At 41.8% G+C, this 23,171-nt stretch carries 35 protein-coding genes and 1 pseudogene; 23 read left to right on the top strand and 13 right to left on the bottom strand.

Annotation, left to right across the window (positions count from 1 at the left end):
* Positions 1-31 precede the first annotated feature (31 nt).
* Both RMY64_RS15315 and RMY64_RS15310 read right to left on the bottom strand, forming a co-directional pair.
* Entirely contained in the window at positions 32-1,627 is a 1,596-nt protein-coding gene (locus RMY64_RS15315) for a hypothetical protein (RefSeq protein ID WP_322700497.1), read from the bottom strand.
* A gap of 175 nt (positions 1,628-1,802) precedes the next feature.
* Positions 1,803-2,117, bottom strand: a complete 315-nt coding sequence (locus tag RMY64_RS15310; RefSeq protein ID WP_114086292.1) for a helix-turn-helix domain-containing protein — start codon at positions 2,115-2,117, stop codon at positions 1,803-1,805.
* A gap of 651 nt (positions 2,118-2,768) precedes the next feature.
* Between RMY64_RS15310 and RMY64_RS15305 the strand changes: the two genes are divergently transcribed.
* The 8 genes from RMY64_RS15305 (at position 2,769) to RMY64_RS15270 (ending at position 6,632) form a co-directional block, all read left to right on the top strand.
* Positions 2,769-3,335, top strand: a complete 567-nt coding sequence (locus RMY64_RS15305; protein WP_322700496.1) for a hypothetical protein — start codon at positions 2,769-2,771, stop codon at positions 3,333-3,335.
* A gap of 283 nt (positions 3,336-3,618) precedes the next feature.
* Positions 3,619-4,038 carry a hypothetical protein gene (locus RMY64_RS15300; RefSeq protein ID WP_322700495.1) on the top strand — a complete coding sequence of 140 codons (420 nt, stop codon included), beginning with the start codon at positions 3,619-3,621 and terminating at the stop codon, positions 4,036-4,038.
* A gap of 96 nt (positions 4,039-4,134) precedes the next feature.
* Positions 4,135-4,350 (top strand): hypothetical protein, encoded by a 216-nt coding sequence (locus RMY64_RS15295; RefSeq protein WP_322700494.1) that lies wholly within the window; start codon positions 4,135-4,137, stop codon positions 4,348-4,350.
* Positions 4,347-4,607, top strand: coding sequence for a hypothetical protein (locus RMY64_RS15290; RefSeq protein WP_322700493.1), 261 nt, complete (start codon positions 4,347-4,349; stop codon positions 4,605-4,607). The genes RMY64_RS15295 and RMY64_RS15290 overlap by 4 nt, the downstream gene beginning before the upstream one ends.
* A gap of 266 nt (positions 4,608-4,873) precedes the next feature.
* Positions 4,874-5,776: an RNA-guided endonuclease IscB gene (gene iscB, locus RMY64_RS15285; RefSeq protein ID WP_322700492.1), complete on the top strand. Its 903-nt coding sequence runs from the start codon at positions 4,874-4,876 to the stop codon at positions 5,774-5,776.
* On the top strand, positions 5,773-6,096 hold the full coding sequence (locus RMY64_RS15280) for a hypothetical protein (protein WP_322700491.1): 324 nt from the start codon (positions 5,773-5,775) through the stop codon (positions 6,094-6,096). The genes iscB and RMY64_RS15280 overlap by 4 nt, the downstream gene beginning before the upstream one ends.
* Positions 6,097-6,110: 14 nt before the next feature.
* Positions 6,111-6,338 (top strand): hypothetical protein, encoded by a 228-nt coding sequence (locus tag RMY64_RS15275; protein ID WP_322700490.1) that lies wholly within the window; start codon positions 6,111-6,113, stop codon positions 6,336-6,338.
* Between the two features lie 18 nt (positions 6,339-6,356).
* Positions 6,357-6,632, top strand: a complete 276-nt coding sequence (locus tag RMY64_RS15270; RefSeq protein ID WP_322700489.1) for a hypothetical protein — start codon at positions 6,357-6,359, stop codon at positions 6,630-6,632.
* Positions 6,633-6,635: 3 nt separating this feature from the next.
* On the opposite strand, the gene RMY64_RS15265 is transcribed toward RMY64_RS15270, so the two are convergent.
* Positions 6,636-7,010 (bottom strand): hypothetical protein, encoded by a 375-nt coding sequence (locus RMY64_RS15265; protein ID WP_322700488.1) that lies wholly within the window; start codon positions 7,008-7,010, stop codon positions 6,636-6,638.
* Positions 7,007-7,340: pseudogene (locus RMY64_RS15260) on the bottom strand (DUF5674 family protein). Before RMY64_RS15260 ends, RMY64_RS15265 begins: the two are co-directional and overlap by 4 nt.
* A 38-nt stretch (positions 7,341-7,378) precedes the next feature.
* On the opposite strand from RMY64_RS15260, the gene RMY64_RS15255 reads away from it, so the two are divergent.
* Both RMY64_RS15255 and RMY64_RS15250 read left to right on the top strand, forming a co-directional pair.
* Entirely contained in the window at positions 7,379-7,594 is a 216-nt protein-coding gene (locus RMY64_RS15255; RefSeq protein ID WP_322700487.1) for a hypothetical protein, read from the top strand.
* Positions 7,595-7,604: 10 nt separating this feature from the next.
* Positions 7,605-7,925 (top strand): hypothetical protein, encoded by a 321-nt coding sequence (locus RMY64_RS15250; RefSeq protein ID WP_322700486.1) that lies wholly within the window; start codon positions 7,605-7,607, stop codon positions 7,923-7,925.
* 269 nt (positions 7,926-8,194) lie between these two features.
* Here RMY64_RS15250 and RMY64_RS15245 read toward each other — a convergent pair whose 3' ends face one another.
* Together RMY64_RS15245 and RMY64_RS15240 are read right to left on the bottom strand one after the other, a co-directional pair.
* Positions 8,195-8,944, bottom strand: coding sequence for an SDR family oxidoreductase (locus RMY64_RS15245; RefSeq protein WP_322700485.1), 750 nt, complete (start codon positions 8,942-8,944; stop codon positions 8,195-8,197).
* Between the two features lie 194 nt (positions 8,945-9,138).
* Complete coding sequence (locus RMY64_RS15240; RefSeq protein ID WP_322700500.1) at positions 9,139-9,675, bottom strand: hypothetical protein; 537 nt, start codon at positions 9,673-9,675, stop codon at positions 9,139-9,141.
* Between the two features lie 265 nt (positions 9,676-9,940).
* Here RMY64_RS15240 and RMY64_RS15235 point away from each other — a divergent pair, with 265 nt between their 5' ends.
* Positions 9,941-10,165, top strand: a complete 225-nt coding sequence (locus RMY64_RS15235) for a hypothetical protein (RefSeq protein ID WP_322700484.1) — start codon at positions 9,941-9,943, stop codon at positions 10,163-10,165.
* A gap of 582 nt (positions 10,166-10,747) precedes the next feature.
* Here RMY64_RS15235 and RMY64_RS15230 read toward each other — a convergent pair.
* Both RMY64_RS15230 and RMY64_RS15225 read right to left on the bottom strand, forming a co-directional pair.
* Complete coding sequence (locus RMY64_RS15230; protein ID WP_322700483.1) at positions 10,748-11,209, bottom strand: DNA-binding protein; 462 nt, start codon at positions 11,207-11,209, stop codon at positions 10,748-10,750.
* Positions 11,210-11,262: 53 nt separating this feature from the next.
* The gene (locus tag RMY64_RS15225) at positions 11,263-11,511 is read right to left on the bottom strand and encodes a hypothetical protein (protein ID WP_322700482.1); all 249 of its coding nucleotides are present in this window, start codon (positions 11,509-11,511) and stop codon (positions 11,263-11,265) included.
* Between the two features lie 141 nt (positions 11,512-11,652).
* Here RMY64_RS15225 and RMY64_RS15220 point away from each other — a divergent pair, with 141 nt between their 5' ends.
* From RMY64_RS15220 to RMY64_RS15180, 9 genes are all read left to right on the top strand, one after another.
* Positions 11,653-12,162 carry a hypothetical protein gene (locus RMY64_RS15220; RefSeq protein ID WP_322700481.1) on the top strand — a complete coding sequence of 170 codons (510 nt, stop codon included), beginning with the start codon at positions 11,653-11,655 and terminating at the stop codon, positions 12,160-12,162.
* Positions 12,163-12,227: 65 nt separating this feature from the next.
* Entirely contained in the window at positions 12,228-12,548 is a 321-nt protein-coding gene (locus RMY64_RS15215; RefSeq protein ID WP_322700480.1) for a hypothetical protein, read from the top strand.
* 16 nt (positions 12,549-12,564) lie between these two features.
* The gene (locus RMY64_RS15210; RefSeq protein WP_322700479.1) at positions 12,565-13,005 is read left to right on the top strand and encodes a hypothetical protein; all 441 of its coding nucleotides are present in this window, start codon (positions 12,565-12,567) and stop codon (positions 13,003-13,005) included.
* Between the two features lie 185 nt (positions 13,006-13,190).
* On the top strand, positions 13,191-13,478 hold the full coding sequence (locus RMY64_RS15205; RefSeq protein ID WP_322700478.1) for a hypothetical protein: 288 nt from the start codon (positions 13,191-13,193) through the stop codon (positions 13,476-13,478).
* 4 nt (positions 13,479-13,482) lie between these two features.
* Positions 13,483-15,024 (top strand): hypothetical protein, encoded by a 1,542-nt coding sequence (locus RMY64_RS15200; RefSeq protein WP_322700477.1) that lies wholly within the window; start codon positions 13,483-13,485, stop codon positions 15,022-15,024.
* A gap of 89 nt (positions 15,025-15,113) precedes the next feature.
* Positions 15,114-15,338, top strand: a complete 225-nt coding sequence (locus RMY64_RS15195) for a hypothetical protein (protein WP_322700476.1) — start codon at positions 15,114-15,116, stop codon at positions 15,336-15,338.
* Complete coding sequence (locus tag RMY64_RS15190; protein WP_322700475.1) at positions 15,335-15,634, top strand: hypothetical protein; 300 nt, start codon at positions 15,335-15,337, stop codon at positions 15,632-15,634. Before RMY64_RS15195 ends, RMY64_RS15190 begins: the two co-directional genes overlap by 4 nt.
* Before the next feature lies 1 nt (position 15,635).
* A complete protein-coding gene (locus RMY64_RS15185) occupies positions 15,636-15,938 on the top strand; it encodes a hypothetical protein (RefSeq protein ID WP_322700474.1) in 303 nt (100 codons plus the stop codon).
* Positions 15,939-16,202: 264 nt separating this feature from the next.
* Positions 16,203-16,877, top strand: coding sequence for a hypothetical protein (locus tag RMY64_RS15180; RefSeq protein ID WP_322700501.1), 675 nt, complete (start codon positions 16,203-16,205; stop codon positions 16,875-16,877).
* Positions 16,878-16,947: 70 nt separating this feature from the next.
* Here RMY64_RS15180 and RMY64_RS15175 read toward each other — a convergent pair whose 3' ends face one another.
* The 4 genes from RMY64_RS15175 to RMY64_RS15160 all read right to left on the bottom strand — a co-directional run bounded on the left by RMY64_RS15175 (position 16,948) and on the right by RMY64_RS15160 (position 19,765).
* Positions 16,948-17,415 (bottom strand): AAC(3)-I family aminoglycoside N-acetyltransferase, encoded by a 468-nt coding sequence (locus RMY64_RS15175; RefSeq protein WP_322700473.1) that lies wholly within the window; start codon positions 17,413-17,415, stop codon positions 16,948-16,950.
* 195 nt (positions 17,416-17,610) lie between these two features.
* On the bottom strand, positions 17,611-17,994 hold the full coding sequence (locus tag RMY64_RS15170; RefSeq protein WP_322700472.1) for a toxin-antitoxin system TumE family protein: 384 nt from the start codon (positions 17,992-17,994) through the stop codon (positions 17,611-17,613).
* Positions 17,984-18,274: a hypothetical protein gene (locus tag RMY64_RS15165; protein ID WP_322700471.1), complete on the bottom strand. Its 291-nt coding sequence runs from the start codon at positions 18,272-18,274 to the stop codon at positions 17,984-17,986. The genes RMY64_RS15170 and RMY64_RS15165 overlap by 11 nt, the downstream gene beginning before the upstream one ends.
* Positions 18,275-18,529: 255 nt before the next feature.
* Positions 18,530-19,765 carry an AIPR family protein gene (locus RMY64_RS15160; protein ID WP_322700470.1) on the bottom strand — a complete coding sequence of 412 codons (1,236 nt, stop codon included), beginning with the start codon at positions 19,763-19,765 and terminating at the stop codon, positions 18,530-18,532.
* Positions 19,766-20,405: 640 nt separating this feature from the next.
* Here RMY64_RS15160 and RMY64_RS15155 point away from each other — a divergent pair.
* Positions 20,406-21,314: a macrolide 2'-phosphotransferase gene (locus RMY64_RS15155; protein WP_322700469.1), complete on the top strand. Its 909-nt coding sequence runs from the start codon at positions 20,406-20,408 to the stop codon at positions 21,312-21,314.
* A 198-nt stretch (positions 21,315-21,512) separates the two neighbouring features.
* Positions 21,513-21,938: a GFA family protein gene (locus RMY64_RS15150; protein WP_322698866.1), complete on the top strand. Its 426-nt coding sequence runs from the start codon at positions 21,513-21,515 to the stop codon at positions 21,936-21,938.
* Positions 21,939-22,242: 304 nt separating this feature from the next.
* Here RMY64_RS15150 and RMY64_RS15145 read toward each other — a convergent pair whose 3' ends face one another.
* Positions 22,243-22,494: a hypothetical protein gene (locus tag RMY64_RS15145; RefSeq protein ID WP_322698865.1), complete on the bottom strand. Its 252-nt coding sequence runs from the start codon at positions 22,492-22,494 to the stop codon at positions 22,243-22,245.
* A 194-nt stretch (positions 22,495-22,688) separates the two neighbouring features.
* On the opposite strand from RMY64_RS15145, the gene RMY64_RS15140 reads away from it, so the two are divergent.
* Positions 22,689-23,162 carry a hypothetical protein gene (locus RMY64_RS15140; RefSeq protein ID WP_322700468.1) on the top strand — a complete coding sequence of 158 codons (474 nt, stop codon included), beginning with the start codon at positions 22,689-22,691 and terminating at the stop codon, positions 23,160-23,162.
* The last annotated feature ends 9 nt before the right edge of the window (positions 23,163-23,171 follow it).

Raw genomic sequence — 23,171 nt, 5'->3', positions numbered from 1 at the left:
CTGTTTCCTAAATCCTTTGTGAGCAAGCTTTTCAAGACTTAACGGGAAAAGTCAGGTCTCGGAAATACCTATCAGTTTTCTTGGACTGGTTTCGCCAGTGATCCCAAGCAACTACCACTTCCTCGCCCAAATCCTCTACAACTTCACCCCTCTCTACATACAAAGTGCGGTACGGGTCAGCATGGGCAACGATAGAACCGATGCCAATAGTGTCTGGTTGAGAGGATGCTTTCTGGAGAGCAGTAATTAAATCAGTCTCTTGGGTTGTTAATTCCGCCCAATAGTCCTGTTTGATTACCTCATACTCTTGGGCAACATCCCAAAACTCCTGCCAGCTACACCCAGGTTTTGCAAGCACCTGCCGAATATTACTGACAGCTTGAGGCAACATTTCCAATTGTTCGGCTCGGTAAGCGATCGCTGATGGTGTCGGTTCACTTCCCAGAATGATTGCCGCAGCCTCTAACGCTTGGGTATTGTTCATAGCACTGGCTAAGTTTTTCAAAGCCATGCCCATGAGCCGCAGACATTCTTGGGCATTTTCCTTGGGTGGTTCTGCTGCAAGCGATCGCAGATCAATCGTTTTCTCCAGTGCTTGCTTTACCTGTTTGTTCAACGCTTTGGTCGCTTGCTGAGTCATGGTATTTCCCCACTGTTGGGAAGGGCGTTGTTCTACAGCGTTTTCCAAATCCTGAATACGTTGCTTGAGTTGTTGATTCTCAGCTTCCAACTGCCGTAGTGATTCCATTTCGTCTAGGCGCTGCTGTAACTGGATATTTTGCTCCTTCTGCTGCTTGTACAGGTTTTGCAAGGATTGGATTTGTTCTTGTACTTGTTCTTCTGCTTTGGCTGTAGCTTCTGACTGTAGCCCAATTCTCAATTCCTGCTGTAAGCGCTCTAATTCTTGCTGGTGTTGCTCTTTGAGTGCAGCGATCGCCTCAGAGTATTGTGGTGGATAACTTGGCTCTGTGGGGAATGGGACACTTGGGGCATCTAAATCAGCATTGTTGATCAACAACCTCTCCCCATCAGCAAAGGTGACAATCTGCTGCCAGTGATTTGGTGCGTCTGCCTCAATAGTTCCCTCTTCTCCATACCTTGGATGGGACTGTTGTGAAACTGTGACAATAGCTTTTTGAAGAACCACTGGTTCTTCAATTTTGGGAACCATTGGTTCCTGAACAATATGTTTTTTGCGTGGAAGTTGAGGAACCACTTTTTGGGCAGCAGCAGCAAAGTCTGATTCACCAGGGGAAGGATTATCTTTGAGAGCTATCGCTACAGCTTGTTTTAGTTTCTCTGGTTCCTTGACTAAACGAAGTAACGGACGAGCCTGACGCTCATTTTTGATGTGTCCCCCCAATTCGCCAACCGCGTCTATGACCTTTTTGGCTCCTAGCAATTGGTTGATTCGTCGGTATCCACCCCAGGCGTATAATTCACGCTGGCAGTATTCTTCAAAGCTTTTATATCCAGCTTGCAGGTAAAGCTGCTGTTCCCTCATCTGGAGAATTTCATCTACTGCTTGCCACTCGAATCGGTCGATGGCAGTAAAGGTTTCTTGGATGCTGGTGTTGATAACACTGTAATCGAGTGCTGTTGTTTGTTCTTTTTCTAGTGTCAGCATTTTTCTTGCCCACTATGGTAAATGCTTGAAAATTGGGGTGTTGCAATTTAACCAAAGTGAACCCAGCAGCTGATTTGAAAAGTTTTTCCAAAAATATGTCAGCATTATAATTAGCTCACTTTGTGATCAACGGATTGAGCAGGCGATCGCATAGCTTTGACCGGCAGCGATCGCTTTATGCTGCTATATCCTGTGGTTGGGAATTATCAGCTTTAGATTTTAGATATTCCCTTACAGGGATTGGCTTAACCTTTTGTTCTTCTTCTCCTGTGGTATCTGTGTCGTCATCTGGGATAAAAACAATTAAATCTCCAGGTTGGCATTCAAGGGCAATGCAGAGTCCATTAAGTCTTTCCCCAGTTAATCGAGGCATTTCATCTGTTCTTCTCAATCGATGAACAGAGTTTTCGTCAATCCCTAAAGCTGCTGCTAGGTCTTTATTCCTAATACGCTTTTTTGCCATTATTTCATTTAACCTCCAAGCAATCATTCGCTTGTCCATGTGACACCTCCATTAGTTTAATCCCCGTCTTGCTTTGATAAATCGACTCTTGGAATACTCATTATTATACATGGTCACAAATCAATAAAACTACGCTTAAAAGTAGAAATACTACGTTAAATGTAGAAAAAACCATTTTAAACGCTTGACTTTTTCCTACGTCTCGCGTAGTATTATAAATATAAAGGAGGAAACAAGCGCTAGCCTCCTAGTAAACAAAGAAGTGCTTACTCCCAGATTTAAACTCATTCAATTAACCACAAAACCAAGTGCCACCGGGACTAGGAGCCGGAAGCCAAACTTGTAATGCTCAAGCCAGCGAAGATGATCTCGATGACCTACTAAGTCTTAAAAAACTGGTTATTTAGTGCCATTCGTCTAGAAATCAAAGATTTTACTTACAGCAAAGCTGAATTTAGTAGAGTGTCCTCTTCCGAACACAGCACTTCCTTACACATCCCCTGATGCTGCCGTCTGCTGTCTTGAGAATGCTCTTAGCAACTAGCTTTGATGGCTACGCCAAATCTTTTTGAGAGCGTTGTGCTGAACCACAACGTTCTTTGCACACATAACAAAGGCAATCGCTCGGTCTGGACAACTTCTGCGATCGCCTTTTCCCCTATCACGGAGATCAATATTATGACTTACGAAACACTAACACAGCAAGCAATTCCTAGTTCTTCTCGTGACGAACAAGCCACAGCCCAAGCAGAACTGAACAACTACATCGAAACCCAAGCCCAAGCCATAGCCCCAACCCAAGACCCCCTGACTGCTCGTGACCGTCGCATCATTGGCGAGATTATCGAAGTCCAACCCGAAACAATCCGCACTATCTGGATCGAAGGCGGAATCACAGTCTGGGTGCAGTTAGTCGGTGGTGGACGACTACCATTCGACCGCAACTGGTTCGCTACAAGAGTTGCAGAAGTCAAAGTGACTCTATCGGAAACACCCCTGGAGCGCAACGAGCGATTAAGCGATGAACTGGAAACAGCTTGCACTGCCTTTGGTGTGTACCACGGTCAGATTGACTGGTTATCGTTCAGCACCAAACTCTACCGAGACGGGCATTTGGTCGGCTTCGTCGGGTGCAATCACCAAAGTTGGTACGCCAGACCGAGACAGTACGGAGTGAATCGGGTTGCTGCCAGTGCAAAAGATGTGATTGCGTTGTTGGGAGTCCGAACGGCAGTAGCAGCGTAAGTTGCTGAAGCGAGAAAAGGCGATTGCTTCCCAAGCAACGCAATCGCCACCTATATGCAATTACAAATAATCATTGCACATAACACAGCAAGTAACATCACACTTTCAGATTCGGGTTTCTATGACTGCTAAGAGAATTCTCCTACCTGCTACAGATGCGAATGCAGAGGTGTAATAAATCCCTGGTACTGGAAGTGAGAAAAAGCGATCGCTTCCCCAAGAGAAATGCGATCGCCTCTACAACGAAATTTATGACAATTTAAATCATCATGGCACACAGACTATGATTACCACATTTTCTCTTCAACATACGGAGTTAGAAGAGTCTCTTGACAAAATTCTCCTACCTCCAACCGACCCCAACGCAGAGGTGCAACAGATTTCTGGCTACAAGCTGGTTTACGCTGACGGAGCCTGCCCCAGAAACTATCGCGTGTACAAAGGCGATTCCATGATTGGGGTGATATTTCAGCATATTACCCACTGGTCAAACGGAGTGGATTCTCTTCGATACGCCGAGCCGGTTGATGCAGCAGTTGGGTTGGATGAATTTATGACGATAGCAGGCAGATTAACAGTGACTAAGGAACAACCACCCACAGAAGAGGAATTATTGGATAAAGAATTTGATGCGCTGACGAGTGACGAATGGGAACGGTTAAAAAGATACATTCCACAAGTCAAAGATTTAGTTGCAGCGTAAAAAATAGGTGGGCAGGAAAACCCACCTCTAAAGTAAAAAGCAAAATCAAATTCTCAGTTTATCTGAATACAACAACACAACTCATCGGATAACCCAATGGAACCGATAGAAATACTGAAAACTTTCAACTCTTGCTACGTAAATATTCAGGCAATCGCCCAAGATGAAAACTGGCTCTTGTTGATTGCAGACAAGAAGATTGATCCAGAGGCAGCAACTCACGTAGGCGATACATTGCATTATTTAGCCGAGGTAATGGGGTGTGTCGAAGAAGTTGTTGAAATCAAGTTTAGTCAGGAATCAAAACTATGAAACTCTATGCGACCAGTATTCCTCAATCTTTGCCCAGTTGGGCAACTATTATATCAAATGATGCAGGTTTGATTGAAGTAGAAATAAATGATAAAGACCCTGTTTTTCATTCAATGATTGAGGAATTATCTACCGAAATTGAACCAGGAATTGTTGGTGTAAAAGCTGGTGATTTATGTAAGAAACTCAGCATTGAGATGGTTGATAGTAACGAAAAAAATGATAACCAAAATGAAATTCACAACTGTATCTGTTAGTTACTCTAGAAAATTTAATCGTCAATGACCCGCCGCTAAATCCTTACGGATTCTAGCGGGGGCTTGTGAAAACAAGCTTACATTGACCAGCCCACCTACGGGTAAACGATATTGTGGTCATGACACCTCAGAATACGTGCCAGTTCTGGGCAACTGTCGCTCAAAATTAAACAGTAAGGACGGGACCCAAACAGTGTTTTGAGCAGAACAAGCCATGATATCTGGGCGAGGCAAACTTCACTACCGAAAGGTAAGAGGCAACAGTAATGTACGTTTTCGTTTTGGATAAAAACAAGCAACCACTCGACCTATGTCATCCAGCACGGGCAAGGGAATTACTAAAACATAGGAGGGCAGTAATTTATAAAAGATATCCCTTTACGATTATTCTCAAAGGTAGAGAATTAGAGAATTCAACAGCTCATCCCCATCGCCTGAAAATTGATCCTGGTAGCAAAGTAACAGGAGTCGCTATAGTTCAGGAATGTGCTGGACGGGTTGTAGGTGCATTTGAAATACACCACAGAGGGCAACAAGTCAAAAACGCTCTTGAATCACGTAGAGCATTGCGACGAGGGCGAAGGTTACGTAAAACCCGTTACCGTAAACCCCGCTTTCTAAACAGACGACGTAGAAAAGGATGGCTACCTCCATCACTTGAAAGCCGTGTCGCCAACATTGAAACATGGGTGCGGCGGCTTAGAAAACTATGCCCAATTACGGCAATCTCTCAAGAGTTAGTGCGGTTTGATTTGCAACAACTCCAAAACCCTGAAATAACAGGTGTTGAGTATCAACAGGGCGAGTTATTTGGCTTTGAGGTACGGGAATACTTGCTTCAGAAGTGGGGTAGAAAATGCGCCTACTGTGGTGTGGAGAATCTGCCGTTTGAGATTGAGCATATTCATCCCAAGTCCAAAGGCGGGAGCGATCGCGTGAGTAATCTTACTATTGCTTGTCACGACTGCAACCAAGACAAGGGCAATCAACCAGTTGAGCAATTTCTAGCTAAAAAACCTGAACAGTATCTCCGGCGCTGTGGAGGTAGCGCTCGATTGTGCAGTATAAGCTTTAGTCTTAGCCTGATTCAAACACTGGTCAATCAAAAAAAGGTAAAGATTACGAATACAGGTACAGGTTTCTATGTTCAATTGGAGGAATCCAAATGACTAACCACAAACAAATTGTTTACCAATCTCAATTAGACCACAAGAGTAAATTGGTTCTTCGCCGCCGTACTAGGAGAAGATTCAATCCCAGAATTTTCATCGATCGCACCATAGAAACAACTGCAATTATCTCTCTGCTTTTTACCGGATTTGCAGGAGTAGGGGCGATGGGCTGCTGGGGGTTGGAGATTGCCACAAGTTCACAACATTGGCAGCAACAAAAAAAGACCTGCTTAGGGATGATGTTAGTTAGTTTTTCAGGCTTCTTGGGCAGTGCTTTGATTGGAGCAAGTTTTAGTATTCAACGAGATAAATTTTAGGGAGGGAAACAAGAATGGAAATCAAGTTAACTACAGCAGAAATTCGGACTATTTTACAAGGTTGTCAATATACGTTGCAGCTTGTAGGTAGTAGTAAGGATTATCGCAGGCTTCAATCGTCCGAGTACTTTTCTACCTCGAATGGTGTGGTCTTAAACGATGCTTTTAATATTTTGGGAGAAATAGTGGATGCAATTGATTGTGTACAACAGGCAACTCAACAGCAAACAGAAAAAATCTAAATTTAGAGGAGTAAGAAAATGACGTTAACTTTAGACAATCTCTCTCAAAACAAAGAATCGTCTCTGACTCAAGCATTACGGCAGATACAACAGCTAAACTCCAGAATTCTGGAGTTAGAGCAGCAGCATCAAGACTATGTGCAAAAGCAACAGAATTTAATCCCAGCAATCGCTGAAATCTGTATTTCTCCGATCCAGGAAGTAGAGGCGCTGCGAATTCTCATACACCGGGGAGAGTCGGAGTGTCGTCGGTATTTGCGCTCGGTGTTGGTGAAGCAACGTCAGACTTCATAGAGTTTATGCACTGAGTGATTCCGGTTCTGTACGCGATATTTCCAAAACTCGCTGTAACCAATATGAAGTTTCAAGAGAAGCAGATTGTTTTTGTTCGGTATCTGACCAAATGTTCTCCCAGTTGAATAGCCAATTAGTCAGCAAACGAACTAAGTCAACTAACTCACAGGCTCGGTCAATGTCGTCTGCTTTTACCATGTCAGGTACAGTCCACTCAATAAAGTACCGACTTTCTTTTACCAAAGGCAGCATCAAATCCCTTGATGAGTCTCCAACCCACATAGACTGAATTTGCGATAAGTGATTTGCCAAGTGATGCAACCGGGTAGGAACATCATCTTGTGTAAAATTTTTCTGCTCTGGTGTCATTTGGATCATAAGTTTCCCAGGAACTCCATTAGAAGTTGAGCAACCCTTTCTCTAATATTAGGATCTAAAATCTCCATTGACCTATTTTGCCGGGGACGAAGATTAACCATTGATTCAAAAATTATTTTCCCAGTCAAAGGCATAAAACTGGCAGCCCAAATATCTTGTTGTCTACTACTATCTTTCAATAGCTCTTTTTCGCAATCAGCGTGCAGATCGCCACCACCAACCAGCACCCGACGCTCGATATCGACTGCTGTTTTGATGTAGAACTTGTGAACAGTTACGCATTTGTTCTATTTGTTGAGCAGTGGCGCGATTACGTAATAGCAAAATCATTCAAATCATAACCTCTATCAGGGAAAGGCATTCTAATTATGAAACGTAATCAAGCACAAGTAATTGCTGTAAGTCTCACTGGTACATTAGCGGCCATATCTATTGGGTATTTAGGAGTACAAATTTTTGGCAGATATACAATGTACACGATTACTACAGTCATGTTAGGGCTGGGTACTGGAGGAGCTATCGGTCAGGTTTTGGTGGAGAAAAGGCAGCAGCGAGTAGTACAAACACAGTCAAAACAAAGATAGGAACAATCGTATGGAAACTTCAAAAGTTATCACTATTCCCAATCATTGGACATTACCAAAATATTCGTTAGGACAAAGAACCAAGCAGGGGATGATTGTTGGGATTCAGTATTATCCACCTAATAATCTACTGACTGGCTTATGTAACGAATCTTGGCGTTATGGTGTTTTAGATAAAAACGATTTTTCTGAAGTGTCACATCTTGAAGAGGAGAAAATTCATCTACTTACATCACTTGAATTACGTGCTGAACTTGAAGCTGAGATTGAAGCGCATCAGCGTAAAATATTAATTCTCAAGCACCAGCTGGAGGCAATATCCAATGCTTAAGTGAGTATTCACGTACTAAGAAGCACCTCTAATATAAATGACTTGATCAGAGTTAGAGCCGACTTTTCACGAAATATGGAAAAGTTAGAGTTAGAAGGATAATGCTCAACTTTTTACAAAAGACGGCGATTCATACCACACATTGAAGGAATGGGATGAATCGCCGTTTGCCCTAAAAATCAATACTCATTACTATTGAGTCTACGAAAATCGTGAGAATTCGCGTAATCACTAATAACTTATGTCACTGCTTCAAATTGTGGTAGAAGTTACCAAGCTACTGGTTCACCAAGATGGAAAAACCCACCACTGGGGCCATCATTGGGTAATATCGCTAATTCAACACCAGTTTTCGCACCTGATGCAATGTCCATCATTGCACCTTCACCACCTAATTCCGTTTTTACCCAACCCGGATGAGCGCTATTAATTTTCACCGGAGTATTGCGTAATTCATGAGCTAAGTGAATGGTAAATGAGTTCACTGCTGCCTTAGAAGCATTGTAAGCAAATGGTTTGGAATTATAGATGAATGAATTGGGGTCAGCATGAAGTGCTAACGAGGCTTCAATACTCGACATATTTACAATTCGACCGCTAGGGCTATTCAATATTAACGGCAATACTTGTTGAGTTAATTCCACTAAGCCAAAAAAGTTTGTGTTAAATGTCTGTCGAATAATGTCTACAGAAATAGAATTAGCATTACTAGTTAACCAGTCACCATCTAAAAACACACCCGCGTTATTGATCAAGACATCAAGCCTACCAAAAGAGTCACTAATTTGTTGAACAGCAGATTCAATTTGAGTACTATCAGTGACATCCAGGGCAATTGGGTGAGCTATTACTCCTTCATTCTCTAAGTTACTCGCTGCTGTTTTAGCTGCATCTAAGTTTCGGGCCGCTATCAGAATTGTCAATCCATGTTGTCCAAGTTGACGACTCATTTCTAGCCCCAGACCTTTATTTGCACCAGTAATCAAAGCTACTTTGTTCTTTAGTTCGTCCTGCGCCATGATTAAGCACTCCCGTGTAGTGATGAATTAAGATCACATTTCAGAACAAGATGTTTAAGCTGAGTTTAAATACTGGGTTAATCCTCTCACAAAGTTTAAACGTTGAGAACCTAGAAGAAAGGCTAGGTTAAACAGCACACACTTGTTGGCAAAACAAAAAAATAATTCAAATAGAATTATTGCGATGAGCTTGACTATGCTGAAATCTTTTCACTAACAGCTTGATGTATAATTTCTTTCTTTAACGAATCTGCTGCAACTGCTGCAATGGTTTCCCAATCTTCTTGTTTTAACAACACCCCAAGCAGTTCGCGCAGTATCTCTCGATTAGAAATGAATTCTTCACCATAAAGCTGATCATTTTCCAGAGTGGCAAGTATGTATTCTCTTACCTCTGGTGTCGGCAGCCTAAACTTTTCAAGTATTCTTTCTCTTGCAGTAATGACTGCAATTTTCGTAGCTGTGCCTAAATTCCAATTATTCAGTAGCAACCGCACTTCTCTATTTAGAGAAATACGCAACGTTGTGAAACGCCCTAGAAGTTCTAGATTACCCATTAAGGAGGCAAATACTGACCCCCAATCTAATCCAGCCCCAATATTGCCACCAACTTTATCTTCAGCTTCAACACCTTTTCGCAACCATTCTTCATTAAATAATAAACCTATTGGATTTACTGCATTTTCTTGGTTAAAGACGCTTTTACTGTAATTAGGTTCTTCCTGACTCATTAACTTCACCTCGCTACCTATTCAGAAGAACGACGAACTCCATACTCAAAGTTCTCCACAGGTGTACATGGCATCTGGCGCACCAACGGCTGCTGTTAAAATTCTCAACCGCTTGAGTGCTGTCCAGTGTCACCAGGTTCACAGATTAACCATGCCACCGACTTTCCTGTGTTTCAATAACTTATACAAAAGATTACACTTTTTCATCTGGGCAATGGGATTATGAAAAAAAATGCCAAGGAAATATAATTTTTTCGATTAGTTTATGCCCAAAGAAATATTCCCTTCATCATTTGAATGTGATTGTGGCTATCAACTTCATTTTTTCGAGAACACAATTAAGGAAATGAAGTTGATGAGTAAACAGAAAAAAATTCTCCTTTCTGATGGAGCAGACCCAAAACACACTGTTGTATTTGAGCATGGGTTGATGGTCGATATCGAGTGCCCTAAAAAAAAGAAAAAGAAAAACTTGCAAAGTAAAAAATAGAAAGTTTAGGAAATAAAATTCAGCATCAGTCATGAAAAGCTTGTAAGGGATAGGGTGTAGAAAATCCCAGACTTAAAAGCAGGCGTTCTGTGAGCATCAGAGGCTGTCGATCGCACTTTATAAAAAAGCCCCAAAAACGGGGCTTTTTTTCATCCCTTTTTTTTTTTTCGTCAAGTGGGCCGCTTTTCGCGTGACACCCATTCTGTATGGCTTTGAGTACTGTCTCTGCACGCCGATGTCACAGAGCAACTGTGCCGCTTTTTGTGACATTAACGGAAACACAAGGGTTCTGGGCGTTGCTAACATCATGCCGCTTTTTGTGACATCTATACACAGCAGGGGTTTTGAATGTCACGGCATACCTGCCGGAATTCTGTACCGCTTTGTGACAGAGTAGTGCAAAAAAAAGAGCGGCTAGAAATTAGAATTCAGGAGTCAGGAGTCAGGAGTCAGGAGTCAGGAGTCAGAAATCAGAAAACAAGAATCGGTATTTCGACCAAAAAAGTGGTGCTTTTTAGAGTTTGGTAGAAAGCGTCCTAATTCCTGGTTTTGAATTCTGAATTCTGAATTCTGAATTCTTCTTCACAAAGCATTTCCTAATTCCAGCCATCTAATAAGTTCTTGTGGGGGAATAATTCTCGATACAGAGAAGGGAATACTATGTTTTTCAGCCCAACGATACACAGTTCGCAAGCTGATTTTACGCTTTGTTCTGTCGTAGATAAAATTCGGAAGTTCTCGCCCAGATAACGGAAAATCTGGTTCTTCTAAGTCGATACCAAATTGGGCAAAACGCTCTTGATCTTTTTTAAGTAACAATGAAACGTCTGACAAAGAATACTTTTTGAAGAGATTTTGACTTTTGAGATATGCAAGCCCTAACAAATAGCAGCATTCTTTCAATCTCACCTGTCGGGCGTACTGCTTTACACCACATATCCTTAACCATTTTCGCCAAGCTCTAATACTAATGCTTTTACCTAAGACGTGTTCGCAAGCTGTTTTTACCCAAGCAAGGGTGTATGCTTCTTCAATACTTTGCATATTTTGTTGCTCCCTTTACTCAACAATGCCCAGGTTAAACCTGGGCGCGAAAATTACTCTTCTTCTCCTTGATTGGCAACGTCAGGAGAAATCTTATCTCTCAAGCGCTTGTTAATCATTCTTTTATTACTGCGCTCCACGTAAGCGCCAAAACCGTTTTCCCAAAATACACGGTGCAATTCTGACAATTTCCAACCTTCAAAGTCGGCTAATTCCTCAGCTTCTTCAAATAGTGCTGTTGGCACGTAGAGTTCAATCCGGGTCATTCCCTGTGCTTTCGTTCTAGGCATTGTTGCATCCATACTTAATCACCCAAATTATCAACTGATATTGCTTATGGGACAAGAAACCGACAAATTTAAAAACATTGTTGGTTTCTTATATGCTACTTAGCTAATATATATATTATATTAATGGTGTAGTAGCACATAAGAAACTAAGTTATGCAAAAAGTCAAAGAAATTTTGCTGGCTCAAGGTATCGAGTTCGATGAGGCAGATATTGTGTCTGCTGCATCAGCTATTGGCATGGATATTGATAATTTAAATGATGCCGAAGCTCAAGAAGTAGCAGTTCAAGTTGTACAAGCCAAGAAATCAACTGCCCTGACCACTGCTAATAGTAAGTCTAAAAATACGGGGGGTAAACTCGGTAAAAACTCACCCCGCCGTAAATCCACACCTCCATTGCAAGGAGCGATCGCTCACGCATCTCAGGTTTCAAACCTTGAAATTCAATCCTTAGAAGATGTCCTCAACGTCGGGATTGACGCTTACACAACTGATAAAGCTGACCAGTTGTTATCAACGATTCGCAATGCTCCCAAGGATGTGGTGAGTAAGTTTGTCTCGAAAGCGATGGAGGAGGAAGCTGACGTAGATTCCTTTCGTGCAATCGGTGACGAACTCGTTGCGGGTATTTTCGGCATTAGCCCAACAAATGCGACCGAATAAATTGATTGGATTAGCAGCAGTACTCAATCTGCTGCTATTAACCCTCGTTTTGGGCGTGGCAATATATGGAGCAACAAGAGCAGACTCGTCACAAACAATTAAATATCCACCTGAAGAAGGACGGGGAGTTGAATCTGTCCGGCTTAACACTAGAAAACCTGACAACAGAAGAATTCCTAGTCGTCCAGCAACTTATTGATGAGTCAAAGGTGCGATCGCAATCGAATAGGCAGATTGAGGAATTAATGCAACGGGGAATGATGGCTCAAACTGCGATCGCAGCAATAACAGTATTGATGTTTTCGTTCATGGGCATATATGGCATAACCCGATATATCGGCTCACAAGTTCAACAAGTGCAAGAGAGTTATACCAATTTTAAGTAGTAGGGGGGAGAAAAGAATGTTAGGAAAATGGCTTCCTGGTTTATTTGGCGGGAAAGGTGATGGAGTAGTATCAACGGATTTAAGAGTTGGGGATGCTACCCAAATTGAGGGTAATTTACCTTCATCAATCCGCTCACGCTACACATTGCCAGCTTACACCACCGCACAGCAGGTTCTGGATGAAGCAGAAGTGGCTGGCACGTTAAAAGCACAGAAGTGGCTACATACAAAGTTTTCCCGACACAAGCTCAAGCAGTTGCAATCCTTGGCAGAGATGTATAAAAACCAATTGGCATATTCGAGTGAAGCCATGAAGGTTGAGGAGGATTTGCAACGAACCAGGGGATTACATGGGGAGGCGGTAATTCGTCATGCTTTTGGTTCTGTTGAACAGCAGCGCCAGTTGGGGGGATACGAGAAAGCATTTGATGAAGTGGGAGATTCCTTCAGATTTTAAAAATGAAAATCATGACAAGAATTTGTGATATGCGTCAATGCAGTCAAGGAATTTGTTACTTAAACGAAGTTGGTGTTCAAAACTATGAATGCCCTCAGTTTGGGGTTTGTGTAGTCCTTTGTTTTTCAGACAATTGTGTTCGTATTGCTCAAATATTTAAGGATGTAGATAGAGCAACTTAAATTATGCAAATTAAGCTTTCCTTTGTTGGATATGCCGTCTCTGGAGTTGGACTGTCAATGTTAATGGGATTTCTCTGTGTTGCTAGCCCAGTCAGTCAATTCTTGGTCTGGATCATTGGCATGATTTGCATTTGCGGTTTGGCAGTTGGTTTCTTTAACTTTGCTGGTTTAGTCGTCAAAGGATTTGGATTTAACCGCAAGACTTTTACCATTGGGTTAATGCCTGGGGTGATATTCCTATTTGTTTTTCTGACATTAGTTGCAGCTGGTGTTGCGTTGGGGGTGAGATAAGTTTATGCCATTTGAATTACAACGACTAACTGCCAGTGGCGTGATTCATGCAGAACGAACTATCTTATGTTCTTTAGGAGCGAGTGCAGTTATGTGTCTGTCTGCTCCTTTTTTCTTAAATACTGACCGAATAACAACCGGGATGCTACTTGGTGCTGGAACAGTGAGTGCTGGCTTATTTGGGGTATCTGCCCAAATCAGCGAAGGCAAACAGAAAGTATACCGCTCTTTGCAAGAAGCTGACCTGAAATCACTTAAACAGCATTTACAAGGTGAGGCTGTTTATGATTATGTCACCACTGCGATCGCTGCCAAACGCAGAGTTGCTGACTATGTGAATCGGCTACCAGTCCAAGAGCGCCCCCGGTGGATTGCTGAATATCAATTGCAAGCGTTGGTTACACTTCCAGAACCACCAGCACAACAATCACCTTCACCGACTGGTATTCCCAATCCCGATATTGCTGACATCGATGAAGAGTCGGTGCAGTCCGTGATTAATCCGGGTGCGATGAAAGTTCTCCAAGCTTTAGCAGCTAATTATCCTGAGTACATCAGAATTGATGGTGCTTGGATTGATGAACTGTGTGATGCTGCGTCTAATCAAAATATGACTCTTCGCAGCAATCACCATTTTTACCTTTCTGGTGGAACACAATCTGGGAAGTCTACGCTGGCTGGGGTGATTATCAACAAAATTGGTGCAAAGTCTCAAACACCAGCAATTGTCATCGGCAGCGATCCAAAAGATGATGTCACCAGATGGCTGTGCAAGTTTGGCCGTAAGTTTGACGGCATGAAAGAATTAAGAAATTGGCTCATCTTTGCCACAGACCAAATTGACAAACAGAAAGCAAGAGTATCAATTGTTGGTGGTGAATGTCACGGTGTTCCCGAATTATTTCTTGCTCAGGATGAGGTGGACTCTGTATTTGGTGGTGGCAAGGGACTTCCAGGAATGGTTGATGCTGATACCGCCAAAGACTTGCAGGGTTTTTGGAACTATGTCATCAAATTCACTGCTGGGTTAAAGGGTCATGGTTTATTTATGGGCCAGTCCCCACTCTCTGGGGAAACCGGATTTAGCCGCCCGTCCTTGAAAAATGTTTGCTTTATTGCGATGGGGCAAACATCAAGTTATATCCTTGACCATCCCCAGGATTTTCTGAATGTCAAAAAAGAAATTCTTGAAATCTTGCGACAGGCTTGCGAAATGTTGGATAAAGCCGGAGTTCGATATGCCCTAGTAATTCCCACTCGATCTAATCCTTTTGTTGCTCTAATCCCGGAATTTGATATTAAAGGTCTGGAACAAAAACAGGATTCCAAACCGAATAGTGACACTGTTGATAGTTCTAAAAATAATCAACAATCCTCACAGCAGCAGGTTGACTGGTACGAAGAAATTAGAAAATGGGCAACAGAATTAGGGAGAAGACCACATTTTCAGGAAATCAAACAAAAGTGGCACGAATTAACGGGGCAAGAGTTAAACGAAAAAGGGGTGACTCTATTACTAGAAAATCTCGGCTACCCAGACAACTAAATTGGAATGCTCGATATGGTAATCCCAAAGAGTATAGGAAACAAGTAGCAATCGCTCATAGAAAAACTCACAATTATTGTGTCGTTTGCTTGACTAAGAAAAGTGAAGAAATCCATCACGCTTACTACGGCAACGACATCATTGGTCAATCTACATTTCCTACGTGCTACCGTTGTCATCAAGAGATTTGTCATAGCTCGATTAACTGGATAAAAAGCCGTAGTAATCCTGTTTGGGGTAATCGTAATACTGATGAATTTATTACGAGATTGAGGCTGGGATATCAGCTACTTTATGGAGGTGTTATTTGGTGATTAAGCTATTAATAAAGTATGCGCCTGACTCCGTTGTGGATGCTGTGAATGATATTTCTTTAGCAGAACTGGACAAGCGAGGTTTAATAGTCTGGACAGACGCACCGCCACTAGAGCCAGAAGCTGAAAACTCAGCATTTAATTTGGCTTCTCGTTTCACGGAAGTAACGCCTGATAATCTGCTAGAAGTTTTCATGACTATTGCTCAAATATACACAAACTACGGCGATTGTTTAGCCTTGAGATACTTGATGGAATTATCGGCAGAATACTTTGGATTGATCGGAGTTGAATAAAATGTATAACGAATACGACAATTTGAGTTTTGAAGAACAATTACACTTAACCGAATCCATTGTCAGACAGCGACACAATCAGCAGATGTTCTTGCGCCGAAATGCTCAACTTTTGCAGCAGGAGTTAGAGCTTGAAGCTGAATTGTTAGAAGACAATCCAGAGTTAGCTCAGACGATTCATTCTCTTAATATGCATGAGATTCAGAGTAATCAGCAAGGGCTAGAGAATGTTTTAGGCTTAGAAGAATCAGCGTCAAAGAAGCAAAGTGTTTGGAGTAAGTTTTTTCCAGGGTTAGGAGGATGAATGAAAATTTTTGATATCAAAAATCGCTTCAGTTCATTAGTTAAACAAATAACTCAAGTCGGCATTGGGTTTTTAGTAATGCTATTGCTAACTGGTGGTCGTCCGTCTGCATTCGTAGTTAATTCAAGCACAAGTTTTAAGTATTGTATTTGTTGCTTATAGTGAGGCACGGAGGCTAGCGTTGGGAAAAAGTAAATCTTCAAAACACATCCGCGTTTGCCCTGTCAGCTATGTTTGACAAATGAAAAATTACAATTTATTGATATGGATACTGAACAGGATTTCTTATTCTTTAACCCTCGAATTGCTACCAAATACAATCCCTTTTATGAAGGAGAGTATCTGGTAATCCAGACCTATCCCCGTGAGCATAAGTTAATAGTTGAGCATCGCAGTTTTGATTACAAAAATGCCAAAAGTCATTGCGAACTAGAAAATCTAGCTCATGACTATACATCATTTTCTCTTAGGATTTTCCACGATGATAAACTGTGGGGGGTAAACTATAAAGGGGAGCCACAAAGTATTTCTAAGCAGCAGAATTGGAAAATTGCCCAAGAATATCTAGAAGCTCACTACTCGACGCATACCAATGCTGAGTTGGTCGTATGCCAATGCAGTTACCCCTATTTTTCGTTACTCACTAGTTATATCAGCAACAGTGGTCAGCCCGTTACTTCGTGGCAATCGCTCACTTGTCTAGTTGAAGGTAAAGGGCAAGATATCCAAACCTGCCCCAACTGTAATGCATCCTTAGTTCGAGTTGATGAATCGGAGGATGATGATGATGATTTTGATTTTGATGATGAAGTTAGCCGACCAATAGCTTGCATCGGTTGCGCTAATTATCATGGAGTTGAGTATGGGGACAACGTGCTAGTCTGCGGAATACACCCGAATGGATGGGATAGCGAGAATTGCCCAGATTATCATCCGTGATATTTAAAATGGTAAAAAATTGACCCGCTCTCTAGTATGCTCTTCTCAAAAAAACACTACCCAGATCAGGTTAGGCATTGTCATTGCCGCTATTAACTGCTATATCAAAATGCAATACGTCTTCGCGCTTGCCCAGCTTTGTATAAAGTTTAATGGCTGGATCGTCACCAATATCCGCCTGGACGAAAATGACATAAGCTCCACATGCTGCTGCTACTTCTTTCAGCTTTTGAATTAATGCCGTTGCGATTCCCTGCCGTCGGTGTGCGGCAGCAACAGCTAGATCGTAGATGTAAATCTCGCTGCGCTCCTGCTCGAATTTTTTAAGCTCGTAGGCAGTAAGACCACCAACGACCTCACCTTGTTTCAATGCAGCGATCGCAATGAAGTAGTCACTATCAAGCAGTTGCCGCAGGTAGTCTGCACTAGGGGGATTTCTATATGTCTCCACCTGATCGAACGCCTCACCAAAGGTCGCTAATAGAGCTTCCATTAATGCAACGTCCTCCGGCACAATCTGTTGAATGCTTAAGTTCATTGGTATTTCCTAAGCTATATTCCTGCTGAACGGCTAAATCCTGCTCGTTCATACAATATCAGACGAAAGGGCTAAACCCAAAAATCATACGCTTTTCTAACTAGGGCGTGGTCTACAGCGAAAATAAATTAATCGATGTCAAGCGTTCGCTGAAGAGATTGTGGATATCGGCAACCTCTGCCGTAGGAATCGCACTTATACTAATATTTTCTCAATTTCTTTTAGGATCTCAGCTAAAAAAGGAGCATCTGATTTAACGATATTATCTTCACCACCATCATGTTTATGATGAGGAAAGGTAGTCAGATTTAATTTTCGGTGATGTTCAGTATTGTCATAGCGGAAAATTAGATTATTCTCTGAGTTCATATATTGATAACTATACATTTTTCTATCTGGGGATATTTCAACATAAATAAATTCCCTTAGATGCAGCAACGAATTATCTTTAAATTCGAGCTTGGCTCTGAGAAAACCTTCATATATTCCTCTTTTTTCAGTTTCCAAATTAAATATCTTAACTATTTCTGAGGATTCGATTAAAATCCGAATTTGCTGAAAATAATCTTCAATCAACAAAATCAATCTCCTCTATCGACTCTTTTGTTTGTTGTAAATGTACCAACATTCGAGCTTCTCCAATCCACTCATCATAGTCAAAATTATGGGATAATTCATCATTATTAAACTGAGTGAGAAATTCCTCAGTCGATAATTGATATTTGGTTTCAAAATCCTGAATCCGTTCTTCTGTTCTTTTGATTCCTGCTGTCACACTCTGTAATCTTTCTGACAAAGCACTTTGAATAATGCGTCTGAGGGAATCTGGATCTTTTGACCGGAGTTTGAGTTCAGCCATTATTTTTTCTCTCTTGCTACTGTTAAAATCACAAAATATTCCTTGAATGAGCAGTTGTTATTGTATATGGAAATAGAAAATAATCTGTGAGCAATAGTACTTTTTTGATTTCAAAAGTTAAGCTATCACTTAAAACAGTTATCAGTTATCAGTTAAAACCCAAGGATTTTACGACTTTACTGATAACTGATAATTATTCAGTGTTAAAAACCATCGCTCATCCAAAACAAATTTTTCAATAGAAGCCTTGTACTATCATTTCTTAGCTGCTTGCACACGCCCTTTTGTCCCTTGTGTTACCTTCGATTTTTCTTCCTTGCTGGAATTAACCATTTTCATCAAGTGCTGATTTAGATAACTCTGCGCCGAGATATACAAACTTTCCCAAATCTCTTGATTGCGGCTGATTTTTGTACCGACTGTATTTCCGGCTGTTTTCTCCGACACCAAGTATTTACGGAAGTAGTTATTCCACAAGTGTTGCAGGAAATCTTCAGCGAATTCGTTAAACGGCAGAATCCATTTATAGTCTTTGTCCAGAAATACCCGATATGATGCAATTATTGGTAATGCCAAGTCAGTTGGCGCACCAAACCCGAATGAATACTTGCTGTCCGGCAACAACGTCGTTTTACGTATATCAATTGATGCTAGGTCGTTAGCACCCTTTCTTCTGGGGTTGCTGATATAGTCTTGGATTATTTCGTAGAGTCTTTGCTCTATCCACAAAGCATGAGTCAACAGAGGCAGTAAAGCGGTTAATCTTTCCCTTTCTGCGTCTGTGATGTTACTTGGAAGACTCATCCCTGCTGGGTGTTTGGTTCGTTTATTGCCGTCGGGGTTGTATTTATTTCTGTCGAGGCAGTAAAGGAGCTTGAGCAAATGGGTTACATTACACTGGGCATTTCTGGGAGCGCCGCTTTGGTTTTGGTAATAAGCGATGCGGAATTTTCTATCTTCTTTCTGTTCTAACTGAGCTAAATACTGCTTGATAAATTTGTAATCACCTCTGGCGTTGACTTTGGAGCGAGAATCTACTGGCGTTGTAGTGTTGGAGGCTAGGGCTATATCTTTAGCTGATTCTTCAGTCAGCCCGATGTGAATCGTAACTTTTACTCTGGCTTCGGTTAGGTCGTATTTGTAATTTTTAGCTTGCTCAAAAGCTAAAACCGTATGCCCTCCGTTGATAATCCCATCGCTACCGCCCTCGTTTGCTTCTAAAATTTCTAGCTCCAGTTCAGTTTTGTTCTTGACAGGTTTAGCAATATTAGCTGACAGAACGATTCCACTGTGGCGAGAGAAGAATTTTTCGGGTTCGGTTGTCAGTGAGTCGAAGACTTGTCTGTAGGTCGCGCTTTTGCGGTTCGGTTCGCGGATGTTCGGTTCTAGGGGGAGGTCTATCGGGAAGCTGTCTACATGGGCGGTGGCAATGATGCAGTTTGGGTTCGCTTGAAAATAGTTATCTATTTTTAGATTCCAAGTCTTGGGCATAGTTGATTTGCAATGTCAGGGGAATTTCCATGTTAACTAAAACCCGTATCTAATATCCCGTTTCTCGCTAATGCCAAGTACAGAATTATGTTGCGTCGTCTTGTTCTCTAAAGATTTACTTTATAAATAGTCTCTAATGATGCTTCCTTTATTGAAACGATGGAAGAACTCTATTAGCAAGTGAAAACCAAAAATCAGAACTTGATTTAAATTCTTATATACTAAGTACAGCAAGAGTACAGCAAGATGGCGATCGCTCCTTCCGTGCAAATCCTTGTAACTCTCTCCTGTTTAGAAAGCAGTTATGCTGGAGGCTCAGTTGGCAGAAGGGAACCCACGTTTAAAAACGTGGGATTGAAGTAAGGAGCATCAGTGTCTCGTGGCACTTGCCGCCGACGCTATCGACACAAATTTTTTTATACTAGTGGACAATAACCCACAACTAAAGTTTTTATTAATACTTCTTTCATTCTGCTTTCTGCCCTCTGCCTTTCTTTGTAAGCTTTCATGATTCGTGGATAAGTCTATTTGACGTATTTCCACCTAATCACCCGTATTGGATGATTAGGCAGAAAGTTTCCTTTTAAACAGTTGTTGTGCAGCAGTATTCAGCATTCTTGATGCGTAGTGGTAAGAAGACATGATTAAAAAGACAAAATCAAAGCAGGAAGTGCTTGAACTAGCCCACAAGCATAACTTGACTATCCGAGAAGACTCACTGCAATTTAATGAATCGGGTCTTGATTTTCAGGTTGTGTTAGCAAGGGACACTGATGGAAAACGCTGGATTTTGCGTCTTCCTCGGCGGGAGGATGTTCTACCGTCGGTAGATAAGGAAAAACGCACGCTGGAACTGATTGCCCCTCTTCTGAATGTGGAAGTGCCACAATGGACTATTTGCACAGATGAACTCATTGTTTACCGGGCATTAAACGGTGTGCCAACAGGCACAATTGACTCTCAAGCAAAAGCTTATGTGTGGGAAATTGATCCAGCAAATCCACCCGACCAGTTTCATAAATCGCTAGCTAAGGGGATTGCCTCTCTTCATCAAGTTAGCATTGAGGAAGCACGCGCAATTGGTCTTCCCATTGAAACCGCTGAAGAAGTGCGTGCGGCGATGAAACAGAAGATGGATGCAGTGAAGAATGAGTTTGGTGTTGGTGAAGAGTTGTGGAACCGTTGGCAATCTTGGCTCCAAAAGGATGAGGTTTGGACGAAAGAAACAGTGTTAACTCATGGTGATTTACACGCTGGGCATATTTTGATTGATGCCCAAGTACAGGTAACTGGCTTCATTGACTGGACTGAGGCAGCCGTCACTGACCCAGCCCGTGATTTTGTCGCCCATTACCGCACTTTTGGTGAAGACGCTTTGAATAAGCTGATATCAGCATACGCCTCATCGGGTGGACGTATTTGGTCGAAGATGGCAGAACAAGTGATTGAACTGGCTGCTTCTTATCCCATAGCCATCGCAGAATTTGCGCTCAAGTCAGGCTTAGATGAATATAAACAGATGGCTAGACAATCACTTGGCGTAGGCTAAATCAATATTTTTAGGTAATCACCGTTACTTTTGAACAAAATGAATGTTTATGGCGGTTAGATTACCAAGCATCAAAATAGAACACTGAAACGGCTTTCTTCGCTGGTAAGCCTGTAGACTATGTATTGTTGGCATTTCCAGTATTAAATAGGGAAAATGTGACAATTTGAGCGCCTGCGTGGAATCGGAGGAAACAATATGTCTAATCTAAATATTGCAAAAGGTAGTTGCCTGTGTGGAGCAGTAAGCCTTTCTACAACTAGCATGAGTAAAAATGTGGGAGCGTGTCATTGTGGTATGTGCCGCAATTGGGGCGGAGGGCCTCTGTTAGTTGTTGATTGTGAAAGTGATGTTAACTTCTCTGGTGAAGAAAATATTGGGGTTTATCAATCGTCACAGTGGGCAGAACGTGGATTCTGTAAGCAATGTGGGAGCCATCTCTTTTATAAATTGAAACAAAATAACCAGTATTTCATCCCCGTTGGACTATTCCAGAACTGTGAAGGTCTTGTTTTAGATCATCAGGTATTCATTGATGAAAAACCCAAATATTACTGTTTTGCCAATGAAACTAAGAACCTGACAGGGGCCGAGGTCTTTGCACAGTTTGCACCTCCTGAATGACCTTTTTTGAATTCAAAATTCAAAATTAAAAATGCAAAATGAAGAAGAAATAAAATTTTGGAATTGATTAATTCATTAATTCTGAGTACAAGCCCCCGCGACAATGTTTGATTTGGCGGTTAACAAGAGAGTGGTGAGTTCAGAGCTAACAATAATTGTCTTTAATTTTGAATTAATAATTTTGAATTTTGAATTGTTTTGACTCCTAAACATTAGAGTTACTTTTTACCAGTTTGAGTTAGGTTGGGCGAATGAGCGCACTGCTTCATTCACATGCCATCGCTCAAAACCCTGAGACAACAAATCATCCTAGCCGACTTTCATCACTCTTATAGTTCATCGCTCTGGGTTTCCTCTTGCCTATAGGGACTACTTTCGATTGCTTGGGAGGTTGAGGTGGACGACATTTTTCACAGTAGAGCGGTCGGACACCAAAGGTTTCTCGTTGTGTGGGCTGTTCGCACTGCTTACATGCGAAGTTGAAAACGCGAGTGTGAATTTCCCGTTTGTGCGCTCTGACGGTGTACTCTCGGACTTGGATTTCTTTGCTTGCCATTGCCTATTGCAATTAGTGACTTTTTGGATCTTAGCCTTTGCTAAGAAGATTTCAATGCTCTGGGTAAACATAATCACCCGTTTTGTGAATGGGAATTTTCATGGCTACGCCAAGACAAAAGTGAGAGTTGCAACGACCAAACCCAACTGCAACGCCTCACTACATTGAAAAATCACAAACCTTTGGAGTTAATCATGGATATCCAAGCTACTCTCACTCTGACGATCCAAGCAGTCGTTATCAGCTTTGTTGTGCTGATGGTTTTCGATTTCATAGATGGTTTGTGGGTTGTACCCTTGCCGCCAATCGAATGGGAGCCATCGGTTATTGAACAGCCCACAGTTTCCGCAACAGCATCACAACCTACTCCAAGGGCGATCGCATTTGAGAAGATTCCTGACCCTTGGACTCTAGAACCACAATCCCCTCACCATTCTGTTCTCACACCAGCAGTTATAATCCCTTTCCCCAGACTCCGACTACTCCCACCTGCCAAAGTGCAACCGATCAAACCCAAGCGGACTAAAGCAAAATCGTCCACGTCTAAGAAATCCGCCTCAACTAGTACTAAGCGCCAGTCCACCAAGCCACGCAAGATAACTGGAAAGTACCAAAAAAATATAGTTAACCCGTCCTTAGCTCAAACGGCTACGCCAAAGCGAAAGTGATGTATTCAT

Source organism: Nostoc sp. DedQUE08, assembly GCF_034530895.1.
Lineage (GTDB): Bacteria > Cyanobacteriota > Cyanobacteriia > Cyanobacteriales > Nostocaceae > Nostoc.
This window is presented reverse-complemented; position numbering and strand designations above follow the sequence as displayed.